The organism is Corynebacterium faecale (genome assembly GCF_030408735.1).
GTDB classification, from domain to species: domain Bacteria; phylum Actinomycetota; class Actinomycetes; order Mycobacteriales; family Mycobacteriaceae; genus Corynebacterium; species Corynebacterium faecale.
Window position 1 is genome coordinate 1,584,758 of the sequence record NZ_CP047204.1, and the last position, 16,792, is coordinate 1,601,549.

14 protein-coding genes are annotated in these 16,792 nt (G+C 60.8%); 6 read left to right on the forward strand and 8 right to left on the reverse strand.

The features are described 5' to 3' along the window. Window positions 1-3: 3 nt before the first annotated feature. On the reverse strand, window positions 4-1,851 hold the full coding sequence (locus tag CFAEC_RS07250) for a methylmalonyl-CoA mutase family protein (RefSeq protein ID WP_290275486.1): 1,848 nt from the start codon (window positions 1,849-1,851) through the stop codon (window positions 4-6). A 250-nt stretch (window positions 1,852-2,101) separates the two neighbouring features. Here CFAEC_RS07250 and CFAEC_RS07255 point away from each other — a divergent pair, with 250 nt between their 5' ends. Beyond that, the gene (locus tag CFAEC_RS07255; protein WP_290275487.1) at window positions 2,102-2,890 is read left to right on the forward strand and encodes a TVP38/TMEM64 family protein; all 789 of its coding nucleotides are present in this window, start codon (window positions 2,102-2,104) and stop codon (window positions 2,888-2,890) included. Window positions 2,891-2,972: 82 nt separating this feature from the next. Then, window positions 2,973-3,569 carry a MarR family transcriptional regulator gene (locus tag CFAEC_RS07260; protein ID WP_290275489.1) on the forward strand — a complete coding sequence of 199 codons (597 nt, stop codon included), beginning with the start codon at window positions 2,973-2,975 and terminating at the stop codon, window positions 3,567-3,569. A 10-nt stretch (window positions 3,570-3,579) separates the two neighbouring features. On the opposite strand, the gene CFAEC_RS07265 is transcribed toward CFAEC_RS07260, so the two are convergent. The 3 genes from CFAEC_RS07265 to CFAEC_RS07275 form a co-directional block, all read right to left on the reverse strand. Next, window positions 3,580-4,899, reverse strand: coding sequence for an SPFH domain-containing protein (locus CFAEC_RS07265; RefSeq protein ID WP_290275491.1), 1,320 nt, complete (start codon window positions 4,897-4,899; stop codon window positions 3,580-3,582). A 75-nt stretch (window positions 4,900-4,974) separates the two neighbouring features. Beyond that, window positions 4,975-5,403 (reverse strand): NfeD family protein, encoded by a 429-nt coding sequence (locus CFAEC_RS07270; protein ID WP_290275494.1) that lies wholly within the window; start codon window positions 5,401-5,403, stop codon window positions 4,975-4,977. Between the two features lie 58 nt (window positions 5,404-5,461). After that, entirely contained in the window at window positions 5,462-6,307 is an 846-nt protein-coding gene (locus CFAEC_RS07275) for a DUF3097 domain-containing protein (RefSeq protein ID WP_290275496.1), read from the reverse strand. Between the two features lie 45 nt (window positions 6,308-6,352). Here CFAEC_RS07275 and CFAEC_RS07280 point away from each other — a divergent pair, with 45 nt between their 5' ends. Beyond that, a complete protein-coding gene (locus CFAEC_RS07280) occupies window positions 6,353-7,129 on the forward strand; it encodes an Rv1486c family protein (RefSeq protein WP_290275498.1) in 777 nt (258 codons plus the stop codon). Here CFAEC_RS07280 and CFAEC_RS07285 read toward each other — a convergent pair. The 3 genes from CFAEC_RS07285 to CFAEC_RS07295 all read right to left on the reverse strand — a co-directional run bounded on the left by CFAEC_RS07285 (window position 7,099) and on the right by CFAEC_RS07295 (window position 11,309). After that, window positions 7,099-8,205: a ferrochelatase gene (locus CFAEC_RS07285; protein WP_290275500.1), complete on the reverse strand. Its 1,107-nt coding sequence runs from the start codon at window positions 8,203-8,205 to the stop codon at window positions 7,099-7,101. The genes CFAEC_RS07280 and CFAEC_RS07285 overlap by 31 nt on opposite strands. A 73-nt stretch (window positions 8,206-8,278) precedes the next feature. Continuing rightward, entirely contained in the window at window positions 8,279-10,270 is a 1,992-nt protein-coding gene (locus CFAEC_RS07290) for a DIP1281 family NlpC/P60 protein (protein ID WP_435384215.1), read from the reverse strand. A 538-nt stretch (window positions 10,271-10,808) separates the two neighbouring features. Then, entirely contained in the window at window positions 10,809-11,309 is a 501-nt protein-coding gene (locus tag CFAEC_RS07295) for an Rv1476 family membrane protein (RefSeq protein ID WP_290275502.1), read from the reverse strand. A 391-nt stretch (window positions 11,310-11,700) separates the two neighbouring features. Between CFAEC_RS07295 and can the strand changes: the two genes are divergently transcribed. The 3 genes from can to CFAEC_RS07310 all read left to right on the forward strand — a co-directional run bounded on the left by can (window position 11,701) and on the right by CFAEC_RS07310 (window position 16,123). Beyond that, window positions 11,701-14,520, forward strand: coding sequence for an aconitate hydratase (gene can / locus CFAEC_RS07300; protein ID WP_290275504.1), 2,820 nt, complete (start codon window positions 11,701-11,703; stop codon window positions 14,518-14,520). 214 nt (window positions 14,521-14,734) lie between these two features. Further along, entirely contained in the window at window positions 14,735-15,301 is a 567-nt protein-coding gene (locus CFAEC_RS07305) for a TetR/AcrR family transcriptional regulator (protein WP_290275506.1), read from the forward strand. Window positions 15,302-15,361: 60 nt separating this feature from the next. Further along, on the forward strand, window positions 15,362-16,123 hold the full coding sequence (locus CFAEC_RS07310; RefSeq protein ID WP_290275508.1) for a glutamine amidotransferase: 762 nt from the start codon (window positions 15,362-15,364) through the stop codon (window positions 16,121-16,123). Here the strand turns inward: CFAEC_RS07310 and CFAEC_RS07315 are convergent. Next, on the reverse strand, window positions 16,120-16,785 hold the full coding sequence (locus CFAEC_RS07315) for an NAD(P)H-binding protein (protein ID WP_290275510.1): 666 nt from the start codon (window positions 16,783-16,785) through the stop codon (window positions 16,120-16,122). The two genes, CFAEC_RS07310 and CFAEC_RS07315, sit on opposite strands and share 4 nt — an antisense overlap. Between the last annotated feature and the right edge of the window lie 7 nt (window positions 16,786-16,792).

The window sequence follows — 16,792 nt, forward strand, 5'->3', positions numbered from 1 at the left end:
TTCTTATGCTCCCAGTCCGTCGAGCAGGGTTGCCAGGGTGGATGCGGCATCAATCTTCATGTTGAGGTAGCCGTCGGGGGAATGCTGTGCATTCTCAAAGCTCGCCGGTGCGCCCGCGAGCAGGATCTGCTTCACGCCCGCTTCACGGAGCTTGCCCACGACCTGCTCACCAGTCGCCGCGTACTCCTGGTCAGTTCCACAGATAACAACGATGTCGGTCTTGGCTGCAGCCTCGAATTCAGGCGTTCCGGGAACCACTTCGCCCGGGTTGGTGACTGCGATGCCACCGGATGCCAGCAGGTTGGTGGTGAAACCGGTGCGGATATTGTGCCTGGACAGCGGGCCCACGGGAATGAGTCCGATGGTGGGACGCTCACCGTTGGCTTCAAGGAAGGCATCGGAACGGTTGCGCAGTGCCTCGAACTCGGCGGCCCAGCGGCGGACGCCGGCGGGCTCGACCCGGAGTTCAGCCGCCAGGGGCGCCTCGGCGAGGTTCGGGAATTCGTTGATGCCGGTCAGCTGCTTGCTTCGCTTGGCGATGGCATCGCGGGTGACTTCGTGCATCTCGTCGATAGCACGGCCCACAGCGCCATTGTCCAGCTCGGAACGGTAGCCGCCGGCGGCCTCGATGTCTGCGAAGATGGCCCATGCCTTCTCGGAGAGATCGTTGGTGAAGGACTCCACATAGTAGGAACCACCGGCCGGGTCGATGACATGACCGAGGTGGGACTCCTCGAGCAGCAACAGGTTGGTGTTGCGCGCGATGCGGTGGGCGAAGTTGCGTGAGATGCCCGGAATGCCACCGGGGATGGCGGAGTCGAAGGTCAGCACCTCAACGTCGGTGGCGCCACCGACACCCGCGGCGAAGGCGGAGACCGTGCTGCGCAGCATATTGACCCACGGGTCACGCTGGCTGAACATCACCGGTGCGGTGACCGCGTGCTGTGGTGCGGCGCCGAGGTCGGCATGTCCAAGAACTTCTGCCACGCGTGCCCACAGACGACGGGCGGCACGGAGCTTGGAGATCTGACCGAACTGATCGTCGGTGGCTGCGAATCGGAAGGCGATCTGGCCGAGGGCCTGCTCGGTGGTCAGACCCGCCTCGACGAGTGCTCGGACATACTCCACACCGGCGGCGAGAGCGAGACCGATCTCCTGGGCATCACTGGCACCCTGATTGGAGAAGGAGGTGGCGTCGACAAGCACAGCGCGCACACCGTCACGCGCACTGGCCGCCCGGGCCAGCGCAATGGTGGCGTCGAGATCAATCGACTCGGAACCGTCAACGGCCGAGGTCAGCGGGCTCGCGCCCAAGTTGACCGCGGCGGTGCCGGCTTCATCGGCGATGGCATACAGTGCCTCAGCAGCCTCAGTTGCACGGGTACCCGCATGCACGTTTACCGGCACCATATTGAGGTACACACCGGCCAATGCCCGGGCGAGTCCCTCCGGGGCCAGGGAACCTGTGAGGTCCAGGGAGATCGTGGTGGTTCCGGAATTGAGCGCGTGGAGAATCTGCTTGTTTACCTCCGCGGGATCATCACCGTGGGATCCGAAGGTCTCGGTCACCCCCCAGCCGGCACGCTCGGTGTCAACAGTGGCACCGCGGGTGAATGGGAAGGCACCCGGCACCTCCGCCATCGGAGCGCCATCTTCATCAGCCCGGGTGTACAGAGGCGAAACGTCGACACCATCGTTGGTGGTGACGATCAGCTTCCTCCATACATCGGAGGGCACGTCTGCAACGTCCTTTTTGGTAACCCGTGCGAAAACACTCACTACAGCTTTGTGCCAGGCATCAAGGCTGTCGGTGAAATCCTCGGGCAGCGAGGCATTCCTGAGATCAGTCAAGGTGGAAAGTCTTCCCATCAAAATGTGTGAACCAGTGGTTTTCCAGCCAGAACCAGGATCAAAGTGGGCACATTCAAGCGGCTCACCTTTCGCTCCCTTGAAACCCCGGCTGGACATTTGGCCCAGAACCACGCTCCAAATGCGCAATTATGTGTCCAAGTGCACTTTCCACCATAGAGCACATCAGATCACAAGTCCGCACTTCGCATGGTGTCACTTCACACAAACGGGGGCTAGTAGGGTATCACCCATGAGACGCGAGAGTGGGCCCGGGACAGAACCCGGCAAATGTTCGGAAGGCGAACGGGGAGGGCCCCTGAAACGCACGAACACCGTCCTCAGCACGGTTTTTCACTTCTTCAGCTCCCTGTCACGCGACGCATGGACAGAGTTCCGGTCCTGGCCCATCTGGAAGAGAATCGGCGTGATTGGGGCTCTCATCAGTGTGGCACTAATCACCGTGATGGTGGAGCTGCCCACGATCACGACACTGCGAAACTGGGCCGATGAGTCCGGTCCTGGTTTCGTCTGGGTCTTCTGCGCGCTGTATGTGGTGGCCACCCAGTTCCCCATCCCGCGCACGTTTCTCACCCTCGCCTCCGGGATACTGTTCGGCCCGTGGCTGGGTACAGCGGTGGCGCTGGGCTCCACCACCGTCTCCGCCGCGATCAGTCTGCTCCTTGTCCGCGGGCTGCTCGGCGGCTGGATGGCGCCCCGCCTCACCCACCCTGCGGTATCCCGCATCAACACCCGCCTGCAGGAGCGGGGCTGGTTGGCCATTACCTCTTTAAGGATGATCGCAGCCATCCCCTTTTCGATCCTCAACTATGTCGCAGCGTTGACCAGCGTTCCGCTGGTGGCGTTCACCGTGGCCACGGCTGTCGGCTCCGCGCCCGGCACGGTGGCCACGGTGGTGCTTGGCGACGCCTTCGTCAACTCCGGCAGCGTCACCGCGGTCACCATCACCCTCCTGCTGGCCGGCCTGGGGGTTCTAGGAATCATTTTGGACCAACGCCTGCCAGTCAAGTCTGGGAAATAGAACGTTCGGGGATAAGATGGTGAGAATTGTCTTGAATTCTTAGACTTATCCTCACACCATCTTTGAAAGGGGTTGGCCACCGATGTGGGCACTGCACGCCAGGTACAGGGGTCGGGATACCCGTAGAGCGGAACTGGTCCGACGATTCGCGGAGGCACTGTCCACCCTTGACGGGGCGGGCGAGTTCGAACTCCTCGGTGTCGAAGACATCCGGGCGTACATCACCTCTCCTGAGACCACCTGTGATGTGGTGATGGCATTGCTGGCCGCGGGTGACTGGGCAATCGGGATCGGGGTGGTTCCGAGTGCGGATAAACCCAATCCTGAGGATGAAGCCCAGGTGGAACTGGCAAAGAAGACCGCCACAGACGCCCTGCGCCCCACGGCACGCAGCGGAGCGGTGAAGGTCCGCATCGTGGGGGCCAGAAGGGATGATTCCCGAGCATTCAATATCAGTGCCTCATTCGCACTGATGTCACAGGTGTTGTCCAAGCGGTCAATTGAGGGCCGGGAGGCAACCTCCCTGATGAGATCCGGGATGAACCAGAACGAAGCCGCCGGAGAGCTGGGCATTTCCAAACAGGCAATGTCCCAACGTCTCCAGGCGGCTGGATGGCAGGCCGAGCAGGCCGGCTGGCAGCTGTCAGTGAATCTCATTGATCACGCAGCTCAGCTGTGATCCTTTAAACTCAGTCGCGCTGGCCATCCCTGTTCGGCTCATCAAGCGGTAGTGCCTCAGCCTCACGGTTACGCAGAAATTCCTGGGTGGCCTGGCCCAGCTGGGGCTCATCCGCATTGGGTGCAGGCTCCCTGGTCAGTGCGCCCTGCCCGGAGTCAAGGCCTGACTCCCCCGCAGCTTCTCCTTCGCCGCGCCGGGACTTGGACATGGTTCCCAGAGCCAATTCCGCAGGGTCCGGATCCACGGGCTTGTGGGCCACCGCGTTGGCTGCCGCCACGGCGGCGGCGATCTCGGGGTCAGATTCCGTGGAGAACCAATCATCAATATTGTCAGCGTTGGCGAGGTCTTTTGTCTCCTCATCCACGGCAACCGGCTCATAGCGGAACGTACCCTGATCGTCCTTGGCGGCGAACTGACGGGCGAAGCTCTCCAGGGAATCTCCGAACTGACTCGGGATGACCCACATCTTGGATGACTTGCCTTCCGCGATCTGCGGGAGTTTCTCCAGGTACTGGTAGGCCAGCACCTCCGGAGTCAGCTTCGCAGCCTTGATGGCAGCGTTGACCTTCTGAATGGCACGGGCTTCACCCTGGGCCTGGAGGTAACGTGCGGCGCGTTCACCCTCGGCGAGAAGGATCATCGACTGGCGCTCGGCCTCCGCCGCAAGAATGGCTGCATGTTTCGCGCCTTCGGCGGAGAGGATCTTCGCCTGCTTCTCACCCTCGGCTGTTTTGATGTCCGCTTCGCGCTGACCTTCAGCGGTGAGAATGGTGGCGCGCTTCTCGCGGTCCGCCTTCATCTGCTTCTCCATCGATTGCTGGATCGATGGAGGAGGGTCAATCGCCTTCAGTTCAACGCGGCTGATGCGCAGGCCCCACTTGGTGGTTGCCGCATCCAGTTCGCCGCGGAGTCGACGGTTGATCACCTCTCGGGAGGTCAGGGTCTCCTCCAGGGTCATGCCACCGACCACATCTCGGAGGGTGGCCACGGAGATCTGCTCCACACCCACGATGTAGTTGTCCACACCGTAGATGGCACGGTCTGGTTCATTGATCTGGAAGGTGACCACGATATCGATGGCCACGGTCAGGTTATCCTGGGTGATCACCGCCTGGGGAGGGAAGGACACCACCCGTTCACGGGTATCGATGCGGGCTCGGACCCGGTCAATGAAGGGGACCAGTAATGTCAGCCCTCCCTCCACGGTCCGGGTGTAGCGGCCGAGACGTTCAATGACAGCTGCTTCACCCTGAGGGATCAAGGCAATGGACTTGATCACTACGAGAGCGACAAAGACCAGAAAAACAACTGCCAGGATGGTGCCGATCATGGTTCCTCCTGATGTCTGGAATCTTCTTTAAAGTTGTAGCGGAAACTGCGGTGTCAGAGGGTGCGCGGGCGGGTCTCAATGTTCCTTCCACACCACAGCCGTGGCGCCGTCAATGCTGATCACATTGACGTGTTCCCCCTCGGTAAAGCTGTGGGCGGGATCCATACTCCGCGCTGACCAGATCGACCCGTCGAGGCGGATCTGTCCACCGGCTCCGGTGACATCCTCCAGAACAACCGCGTTCTTCCCCACCAGTGCACGCACGGAGGTGTCAAGGGCGGCCGGTTTGTGCAGCCGACGTTTCAGGGCCGGGCGGAGGAAGAACAGCAGCGTGAAAGCCGAGGCCGCGAACGTGGCAAACTCCACCCATACGGGCACACCAATCAGGGATACCCCCGCGGTGGCAAGGGCCGCACCAGCCAGCATGAGCAGGGTGAACTCCCCGACCGCCAGCTCGAGTCCGGCCAGTACCAGGCTTCCGATGAACCAGATTATCGCTCCCACGCCCACCACCGTACAGAAGTGATCCCCCGCAGGTCGGTGGGTCCCCTGCCGCCCAGACTCAGGACAGAACGTCCTCCCTGCTCAGGTCATGGTTGGTCACGAAATCAACCAGGCGTTCCACTGCACCGATCAGGGTGTGATCCAGGTCCCGGAAAGAGTTGACGGCGTTATAGACCCGGTGCCAGCCTTCCTTCGGATCAGACCATCCCACCCGCTGGCAGATCCCGGTCTTCCAGTCCTCACCATAGGGAACCTCCGGCCACGCGCGTAGTCCGAGACGTTCCGGCTTCACCGCCGCCCAGATGTCAATGTAGGGGTGTCCGGTAACCACCACATCGGGACCAAGCGATCGTGTCATGCGTGTCTCCTTGGATCCCTCCACCAGGTGGTCGGCGAGCACACCGATCCGCCTGCCCGGCCCCGGTTGGAACTCCGCCAGGCGCTCGGGGAGGTTGTCCAGTCCCTCCAGGTATTCCACGACCACGCCCTCTACACGCAGATCATGCCCCCAGACCTTCTCCACGATCGCGGCATCGTGGATACCCTCCACCCAGATCCGTGACGGCGCTGCCACCTTGGCCTGGACGTTTTCCACCCGGCGGGATCCCGAGTTGGATTTGCGGGGTTGTTGTTTGGGCACATAACGGGTGAGCGTGACGGTGTGTCCATCCACCATGAAAGCGCCCTTGCGCATCTTGTACAACGCCTCCCGGCCGCGTCGATCCTCCAGGCGGAGGAAGTCCCCGTCATAGGTTTTCTCGAAGCCCACCACCGCTCCGACGTAGCCGTCAGCGCGCACCTCCACCACCAGACCCGGGGTCGCCGGGACGTTGGGATACTCGGGGGCCCGGTTGCGCTGGTGTCCGCCTAGAATGTCGCCTGCATAAGGATCGGAGAAGTTCATGGTCATACACCCTAGCCAATACCTGCATTAGACTGTGCACCCGTTATGGATATTCGCGCACACGTTTACTCTCCCCTTCAGAACACCGCGGTCTGGCTCGGCGCCTGGATCTACGACCTGGTGCCCACCGAGGACGTCATTGACGCCTTTGTGGATCTCGGCGGTCCGCACACCTTCGAGGATGGAGGTCTGCTTGACCTCCTGCGGTGCGTGCGTGGCACGCTAGAGCTGCTTATCGACGAGCCCTTCACCGGCCCTGTCATCTCCCTCGTGCTGTCAGGCCCAGGGGATGCACCTCTTCTTCCGGCGTCGTCGGAGGCCGCGCAATGGGCGGCGCGTTCCGGTGAAGGGGCGCTGGTGATACGGAGCGTCGACAAGCTCAAGTCCTTTGCCTTGATTCCGCAACGTCTCGACGATTCGACCGTGTGGGAATGGATTCCGGTGGAGGGCCACCTGCCGACGGGGGCTGCCGTGTCCCCCGGTGAAGCAGATCAGCTGCTGAGCCGTGCCACCGCCGAAGCCGCCACGATCATTGAAGCCAGCGCCTATTCATCCCTGGCCCCGAACTCACTGAAGAATCCGCGGCTGACCGTGGGCTCCCTGTCGGATTTCTACGACACCCCGGGCCTCCCCCATGCCGTGCCACCGCGGTCGGCGAAACTCTTTGCCCGTGCCGACCGCGTGGCAGCCATCGTGGAAACTGTGCAGTCCACACTTGGGGATCACAGTCTGGATCCGCAGCTGATCTCACTGTGGCGACACATCCGCACCGCGAGGATGGCCGGAGTTGACTATGCGCTCGCGGAGTTTGCGCGGGCCTGAGCGCCAGCTGGACGCTTCCGTGGCTCGCAGCAACCCGGGGTGCAGGGCTCGCCGTTGACGGTCGAACCGCGGACGGGAAGCGTACCCAGGCGTTCGATGACACGTTTCATTTCAGCCTCCTCGACCAGGTCCACCACCATGGTGGTGAACTCCGGTGACGGACCCACGGTGGCGACCCGCTCAACCACCATGCCACGACTGGTTGCCTCATCCATTAGCTCGGAGTCCAGGTCCCAGATCACCTCCATGTGATCGGAGATGAACCCCACTGGGCAGACAACCAGGGCTTTCTGCCCCTTCTGCTCATTGAGTTCGACCGCGTGGTCAACGATGTCCGGCTCCAGCCAAGGGACATGGGGGCTTCCCGAGCGGGACTGCCAGACCACGTCAAAATCAGCGATGCCAGCCTCGGTGGCAATGAGCGCGGAGGACTCCTCCACCTGTCGGGAGTAGATGGAACCATCAATGGGATGGCCGTCCGCGTCCTTGGCACTCAGCGGGATGGAATGGGCAGTGAAGACCAGACGGGCATCCTCGCGGAGTTCGTCCGGGAGTTTGGCGAAGGAATCACGGACATACTGAGCCATGGTGCGCACAAAAAGTGGGTGATCATAGAACTGACGCAGCTTGGTGAAGGTGACCGCTGGCGCGTCGATGCTTTCCAGGTGAGAGATCATGCCCTGGATGTCTTCGTGATACTGACGGCAACCGGAGTACCCGCCCCATGCGGAGGTGGCAAAGACGAGTGCATTCTTAATGCCGTCCGCAGACATCTGCTCTGCCGCGTCGTTATCAAAAGGCTTCCAATTCCGGTTACCGAAGTAGACCGGAATATCCAATCCGCGCTCCTTGAGCTCAGCCTCCACGTTGGCAATGATCTCACGGTTCAATTTGTTGAGTGGGCTCACACCGCCGAAGTGGTAGTAATGGGCACCGACCTCATCAAGTCGCTCCGGTGGAATCCCCCTGCCCCGGGTGACATTCTCCAGAAAAGGACGAACCTCCTCGGGCCCTTCGGGACCACCGAAAGAGAGGACGAGGAGGGCATCATAGGCGTCCGTTGTGCGTGAAGTCATGTCACGCACTTTACCAACTTTCGATTGATATTGCACAAAAGGGTATAGACGCCCCGATATTTATAAGTTGAACCTAAATCAGGCGGACCGCGTACTCAGTCATCCCCGACCACCGAACAGGTGACACCTTCACGGTGGAACCGGAACTCGGTGCTTCGAGCATTTGGCCATCACCCAGGTAAATCGCCACGTGCTGGGAAGCGCCCGGGCCGTAGAAGATCAGGTCGCCGCGCTGCATCGCAGATGGGCTGACCTTGGTGCCATGCTGGTACTGGTATCCGGTGTAGTGAGGAAGCGCGATTCCCACGCCCGCGAAGGCATAGAGAACCAGCCCGGAGCAGTCAAAACCAACCTTGTTGTAGTCGCCGTAGGAATCAGCCACGCCACCATCACGGATACCCAGGGTGGGCCCATTAGCGTTGCCACCTCCCCAGGCGTACGGGGTGCCGATCTGCGCCATGCCGCGGGCGATGACAGCCTCGATCTGAGTGGCGCGGTCACCGCTGACAATCTCAGATGCAGACTCGGTGACGTCCTCAAGAGTTACGGAGTCACTGCTGTCAGAGCTGGATGAGTCCTCCAGCTGGACCAGGTCATCCTCGCCCCACAGGTCATCTTCCACTGGGACCGCCGGGACCTCAGGAGCTTGAGATGGCTGCTGCGGCTCTGATGGCTGTGGCACCTCCGGTGCCTGTGGCGCCTGGATCGCGGCGATCTCACCAGTCTCCGCATCCTCACCGGATGGGTAGGGATTCTCCACGGTGGCGTGGTCCGCCTGACTGGCGGCAATGAGCGCTGCGGCCGCAACCGATGCTGCCGCCAGAGCCTGATCACGTAAGGCCTGAGCCTGGGCATCATTCTCAGCTGCGGCAGCTGCGGCCGCCTCAGCTTCCTCCGCAGCAATCCTGGCCTGCTCAGCCTGTCGGGACGCATCCGCCCGGGCCTCGGCTTCAGCCGCTGCCTCAGCATTACCCTGTGCCTGAGCCTCTGCCTCTACCTCAACAGTGGATGCCTCCTGGCGAACGGCGTCGGCGACTTCTTCTACAGCGGTGGCTTCTGCTTCTACGGCTGCATCCTGGGCTTCCGCAGCCACGCGGGCAGCCTCAGCCTCGGAAGCTGCGGCGGCCTCCGCCGCAATGGCGGCTGCCTCCTCAGCCTGGCGTTTCTCTTCAGCAGCGGCTGCTGCTTCCGCCTCTGCCTGCGCGCGCTCTTCTTCCGCACGCTGGAACTCTTCGTACTCGGCACGCTGTCCGTGGAGAGAATCAACCTCGGCACGTGCGGCCGCCAGGTTGCGCTCCGCTTCCTCTCGCTGGGCAACCAGGTTATTGCGGTTGGCATTCAACTCAGAGATCTGGGCCGAGTTACCTTCGATAGCTGCCCGTGTGAATCTCTCCTGCTCCGCAGCTTCAGCCTCACGCTGCTCTGCGATGATGCGGGCTTCCCGCAGTGCGGATTCCCTGTTGGCGTTCTCCGTGCGCAGGCGATCGAGCTCTTCGACCGCTTCGCGCTGCTTGGTGGCCGTGGTGCGCAGATAGGTCTGCCTGTCCAGGGCATCATCAGAAGTCCCATTACCGGAGACCCCCGCCAGGCCCTTGGAGGCACCGTTCTGGCGATATGCGGCGCGGGAGATCTCATTCAACCGCTCCTGGGCAGCCTCGATCTGACGCTGTGTTTCATCCAGATCCCCCTTCGCCGCGCCAGCATTCTGGCGGGCACGCTCAGCTTCAGCCTGCGCATCATGGAGATCAACCAGAGCCTTGTTCACCGCTTCACGGAGTGCACCCATCTCCAGCTCGAGTCGGGTGATCTCGGCATCGGTCTGCGAGAGGGAACCTGCAAGGCGGGACACGTCACCATTGCCCATGTCAACGGTTGCCTGAGCCTCAGAAATTGAGGTGTCATCGGGATTGACCGGCTGAGCCACAGCAGGCGTGAGCGTGGTCAGCATGCTGCCACTGATGGCGACTGCGATCAGGGCTCGGCTGAGGGTGCCAATCTGAGAGGTGCGTCCTGTAGGGGTCGCGCCAGTCCACCGCTGGGGGCGACGTGATGCTCTGATTGCCACGTGGTCTCCTGTTCGTCCCGCCCTACACGCTTATCCAGCCCACACGCTTGACAAAAGCATGCCGGCTGGACATGAATGCAGTCCGTTGATGATGAAATGCATCGCAGATCCGACAAGCGCATCCCGAACAGGCCCACGTGTTTAGACCACTTTTAAAAGAACTTTCCCGGCAAGCTTCCCCGTTTGCCCGAATCTTGAGACATCTTTCGAAGTGTTCCGTGTAGTTTTCAAGGCTTTATCCTTGAAGTTCCACGCGCGTAATCCGTTCAGGGATCCAGTTGCCCGATCCGCGAGCTGATAGTTGCACATTAGGTCACCCCGGTAACATCCGAGACATCTTTCACAACAAATTGGCAACAATAGATTCGATTACGCAATAACTTGCACACTCCGACCTGCGGAAACTCTTTACCGTTTCGTTATTGTAATATTGGTCACCTTTTTCCAATCCCGGCCGAACCCCGTCACAAAATGGCGAAAAGTGACCTGGGGCCTCGGTTTAAAATGTCAAGCTTCAGTGCTTGATTTAAGGCCGACCCTATCCGCCAAACGGCCTGCGACGGGTAAAGATCGCGCCAACAACAAGCACAGCGATCAGCAGAAGGGCTAGCCAAATTGTTACCTGGCCCCAGTCCATCGCGGAGACTCCCGACTCCGTTACATTGCGAATCAGTAACGAAGCACCCTCCACATAGTCAGTTGTGCCCAACATTTCATGCTGCGCGGATTCCAGTGCCGCCCGGGAGTGAATGTCGCTCACCACAGCTCCGGATCCGGGCGCGCGGACAGCAACAGTGTCCAGAGACGTTTCGTTGAGAAGCTCCTGGGCGATATCCCGCAGGTCCGCAGTCATGGCAGGGGTGGTGTCCAGAACCACGTAACCCAGAGACCCGAAATCGCCATCAATCGCGTCATCCGTGACACGAATCAGCTCCTCCTCCAGCGTGGGATAGAGGGCTCCGGTTTCCGGCCCCATCGCCACGGCATCATCCTCCAGATCCCGTGCAAGGGCGTCGATCTCTACATTTTCAGGAATCATGGAACGCCTCCGGCTTTCTCGAACTCTCAGTGTGGGCATGGGCCATGCGAAACGGGCAGCGTGCAGCAGATGACACCGCCGCCCTGGATTTGGGGGTGATAAGGGGGTGATGGATATGTCACCTCGCGCCAGAGTCTCACCCCGGCGGTTTCGGCATACGCGCTGCCCATGACCATGAACCAACGTAACAGTACCGGGCAGTAGACAGTAAGTGACGCGCAGAAACACCCAATACTCACGCCAGAACGCTCGTACTGTTAAGATAATGGGGACGTAGGGTCCTTACCCACAACCGTGGAGTGGAGAACCTGAAGTTTTCCTTACGCCGGCTCAGCCGATGCAGCAGCCGACGAAAACCTCACCCTGGATAAGTCTAGAATTGGAGCTCACTGTGACTGAAAGCAAGAACTCCTTCAATGCTAAGAGCACACTGCAGGTTGGCGAGAAGTCTTATGACTACTATGCCCTCTCCGCAGTTCCTGGCATGGAGAAGCTGCCGTACTCCCTGAAGGTTCTCGGAGAGAACCTCCTGCGTACCGAAGACGGTGCGAACATCACCAACGAGCACATCGAGGCCATCGCCAACTGGGATGCATCTGCTGATCCGAGCATTGAGATCCAGTTCACCCCGGCCCGCGTGCTCATGCAGGACTTCACCGGTGTCCCCTGTGTCGTCGACCTGGCAACCATGCGCGAAGCCATCAAGACCCTCGGTGGCGACCCAGATGGTGTCAACCCACTGAACCCAGCGGAAATGGTCATCGACCACTCCGTCATCGTTGAGGCATTCGGCCGTCCAGACGCCCTCGCCAAGAATGTCGAGATTGAGTACGAGCGCAACGAGGAGCGTTACCAGTTCCTCCGTTGGGGTTCCGAGTCCTTCTCCAACTTCCGTGTCGTTCCTCCGGGAACCGGCATCGTCCACCAGGTGAACATTGAGTACCTGGCACGCGTTGTCTTCGACACCGACGGCCTTGCCTACCCAGATACCTGCATCGGTACCGACTCCCACACCACCATGGAAAACGGCCTGGGCATCCTTGGCTGGGGTGTCGGCGGCATTGAGGCTGAGGCAGCAATGCTCGGCCAGCCTGTCTCCATGCTCATCCCGCGCGTTGTCGGCTTCAAGCTGACCGGTGAGATCCCAGTTGGCGTGACCGCAACTGACGTCGTGCTGACCATCACCGAGATGCTCCGCGACCACGGCGTCGTGCAGAAGTTCGTCGAGTTCTACGGCAACGGCGTCAAGTCCGTTCCACTGGCGAACCGCGCAACCATCGGCAACATGTCCCCTGAGTTCGGCTCCACCTGTGCGATGTTCCCGATCGACGAGGAGACCATCAAGTACCTCCGTCTCACCGGTCGCCCAGAAGAGCAGATCTCCCTCGTCGAGGCTTATGCCAAGGCACAGGGCATGTGGCTCGAGGAGAACGCTCCAGAGGCTGAGTACTCCGAGTACCTCGAGCTGGATCTCTCCACCGTTGTTCCTTCCATTGCCGGCCCGAAGCGTCCTCAGGACCGCATCCTGCTGTCCGAGGCCAAGGAGCAGTTCCGCAAGGATCTGACCGTCTACACCAACGATCCGGTGCAGAACGATCAGTCCATCCCTGCCAAGCGCATGGACAACGAGGGTGGCGCACAGCCGACCTCCGTTGCAGACGCAGACAACTACAACGCTTCCTGGCCTGGCAACGATGAGTCCGCAGCTGATGGCGCAACAGGTCGCCCATCCAACCCGGTCACCATCTCCTCCCCACAGGGTGGCGAGTACACCATCGACCACGGCATGGTCGCCATCGCGTCCATCACCTCCTGCACCAACACCTCCAACCCTTCCGTCATGATCGGCGCTGGCCTGATCGCACGTAAGGCTGCGGAGAAGGGCCTGAAGTCCAAGCCATGGGTCAAGACCATCTGTGCTCCGGGTTCCCAGGTTGTTGACGGCTACTACCAGCGTGCAGACCTCTGGAAGGATCTGGAGGCCCTCGGCTTCTACCTCTCCGGTTTCGGTTGCACCACCTGCATCGGTAACTCCGGCCCACTGCCGGACGAGATCTCCGAGGCCATCAACGAGCATGATCTGGCTGCTGCAGCTGTCCTGTCCGGTAACCGTAACTTCGAGGGACGTATCTCCCCCGACGTTAAGATGAACTACCTGGCTTCCCCGATCATGGTCATCGCTTACGCGATCGCCGGCACCATGGACTTTGACTTCGAGAACGACGCTCTCGGTCAGGACCAGGACGGCAACGATGTCTTCCTGAAGGACATCTGGCCTTCCACCGAGGAGATCGAGGAGACCATCCAGGACGCCATCTCCCGCGAGCTCTACGAAGCTGACTACGCTGATGTGTTCAAGGGTGACAAGCAGTGGCAGGAACTCGACGTTCCTTCCGGCAAGACCTTCGAGTGGGATGAGAACTCCACCTACATCCGCAAGGCTCCTTACTTCGATGGCATGACCGCTGAGCCACAGGATGTCACCGACATCCAGGGCGCACGCGTTCTGGCCAAGCTGGGCGATTCGGTCACAACCGACCACATCTCCCCTGCTTCCTCCATCAAGCCGGGAACCCCAGCTGCCCAGTACCTGGATTCCCACGGCGTAGATCGTCAGGACTACAACTCCCTGGGTTCCAGGCGCGGTAACCACGAGGTCATGATGCGCGGCACCTTCGCCAACATCCGCCTCCAGAACCAGCTGGTTGACATCGCAGGTGGCTACACCCGCGACTTCACCCAGGAGGATGGCCCACAGGCGTTCATCTACGATGCCTCCGTCAACTACAAGGAAGCCGGCATCCCGCTGGTCGTCCTTGCAGGTAAGGAATACGGCACCGGTTCTTCCCGTGACTGGGCTGCCAAGGGCACCAACCTGCTCGGCGTCCGCGCAGTCATCACCGAGTCCTTCGAGCGCATCCACCGCTCCAACCTCATCGGTATGGGTGTCGTGCCACTGCAGTTCCCTGCAGGCGAGTCCCACGAGTCCCTCGGACTTGATGGCACCGAGACCTTCGACATCACCGGTCTGACTGCTCTCAACGAGGGCACCACCCCGGCTACCGTCAAGGTCACCGCCACCAAGGAGAACGGCGACAAGGTCGAATTCGACGCTGTCGTCCGTATCGATACCCCAGGTGAGGCTGACTACTTCCGCCACGGTGGCATCCTGCAGTACGTTCTGCGTCAGATGGCTGCCGCTGCGGCTTAAGTCAGTAGCGATGAGCAATACGCCACCTTGGGTCTCATCAGATTTCATTTCAGATGACCAAGGTGGTTGACATGGGGCCCCACCACCCGACTCTCCCACGCCTTGTCTCCGATGAGAGGCGTGAGTGGTTCGAGGTGGGGCCCCATTGTTGTACCTGAACTTTCACCCCGCATGCGCCTGAACAGGGCGTATACACCTTCCCTAAGGAGTCCACGTGTCCGTAGCGACAGGCGAAAAGCCGTTGAACAGTCGCCAGGAGATCCTGGAGGGCGCCCGCCGGTGCTTCGCGGAACACGGCTACGAAGGTGCCACAGTCCGTCGTCTGGAGGAGGCAACCGGCAAGTCCCGGGGCGCCATCTTCCATCACTTCGGTGACAAGGAGAAGCTGTTTCTGGCACTCGCGCGTGAAGACGCCGCGCGCATGGCGGAGACAGTATCCGAAAACGGTCTGGTTGAGGTCATGCGGGGCATGCTCGAGGATCCGGACCGCTATAACTGGCTCTCCATCCGTTTAGAGATCTCCAAGCAGCTCCGCACCGATCCGGTTTTCCGCGCCAAATGGACAGATCACCAGAGTGTGCTGGATGAGGCCGTGCGGGTGCGTCTGGCGCGTAATGCGGACAAGGGCCGGATGCGGACGGATGTCCCCATCGGGGTGCTGCACCTTTATCTGGAGACCGTCATGGATGGATTCATCTCCCGCCTGGCCACGGGCGCATCCACCGAAGGCCTGTCAGAGGTCCTCGACCTGGTGGAAACCTCGGTTCGCCGACCCGACTGATCCGGCCCTTCTAATCTCCGGATTCACCGTTGAAGCAGACCACCATCTAGACTAAGCGGTATGGTTTCAGTTCTTCTCATTCAACCCCGCCAGGGCAAAGCTGTTGTCGCTGCTGAGCATCGTGATTTTCTTCAGTCAACAGGGCTGAAGCCGGATGAACTGACCTCCCGGATCCTCGATTCCACCGATACCAGGATCGGAAGCCTCGAAGGATTCGACGGAGTGATCGTCGGCGGCAGTCCCCTCAACGTCACCAATTTTGAGTATGACGACTGGCAGCATCACGTGCACCGGGAACTTGCGGCACTGGTGTCATATCCGAAGCCCACGATGTTCGTGTGCTACGGCAACACTTTTTTAGCGCACCTCCAGGGCGGTGAGGTTGGGCGCACGCACCCGGAACCATCCGGGCCAACATCAGTCCACCTGACGGATGAAGGCAGGGTGGATGTGCTCACCCACGATCTCCCCGATACCTTCATGTCTTTCACGGGACATACCGAGAATGTGGTCACGCCCGCCCCCAGCCACCGTGTATTGGCGACCGGCCCCACCTGCCCGGTTCAGATGGTGCGCGCAAATAATCACACCTGGGCGGTGCAGTTCCATGCGGATATGGATGCGCTGGCCATGAAAAACCGCATGGACTTCTATGCCAACTATGGTTATTTCTCACCGGAGGACTACGACAACATCATCGCCGGGTTACCCAGCGTGGATGCTGTCTACGCCAACCGGGTGCTCCGCAATTTTGTCGAGATCTGCGAAGGTGTCCGCCCCATTGATGGGATGGAGCACGCCCACCCGGCACTGACCTCTTAGATCTCTGAGACGGGGTCAGTTCCGTCGACGAATGGGAGGACACGGTTGTCGGGGAAGTTCTCCCTGGCGGCGAACTCCGCCATCACCTCGGCCACCAGGTGTCGGGAGGTGCTCCGTTCGCCAGCTGCCTCCTGATCATCAGCGACCACAGTGACACCCTCGACCTCATCCATGGTCAGCGCAGACGGCGCCAGGATCAGGTAATCGAGTCCGGAGGCTGCAAGGTGCTCATCGGCGGCCTTCTTCGATGCCGCATACGGGTAGAAGGAATGTGATGGGTCCACTGAGTGCTTGGTCGCGCCGATGTAGCTGACCATGATGTAGCGGGGTGCGTCCGCACCGAGTGAGGCCGCGCCGTCGATGGAGGCGATCGCTGCATCGCGGTCGATGGCATAGGTGGCATCGGCACCCGCTTTGCCTCCGTTTCCAGCGGTCCACACCACGGTGTCGAAGGAGCGGAGGAGCTCTGCCCAGTCCCCGACCGACAATTCGGTCACATCGTGCAGCACCGGTGTGGCACCGAGCTTTTCAATTTCGGCCTTGTGGTCAGGATTGCGGAAGAGAGAGGTGACGGTGAGGTGGGCGTCGACAAGCATGGGCGTTGCCAGCAACGCCACCTTGCCGTGGCCACCGATAATAAGAACGTTATGTGTGTCTGTCATGACACCA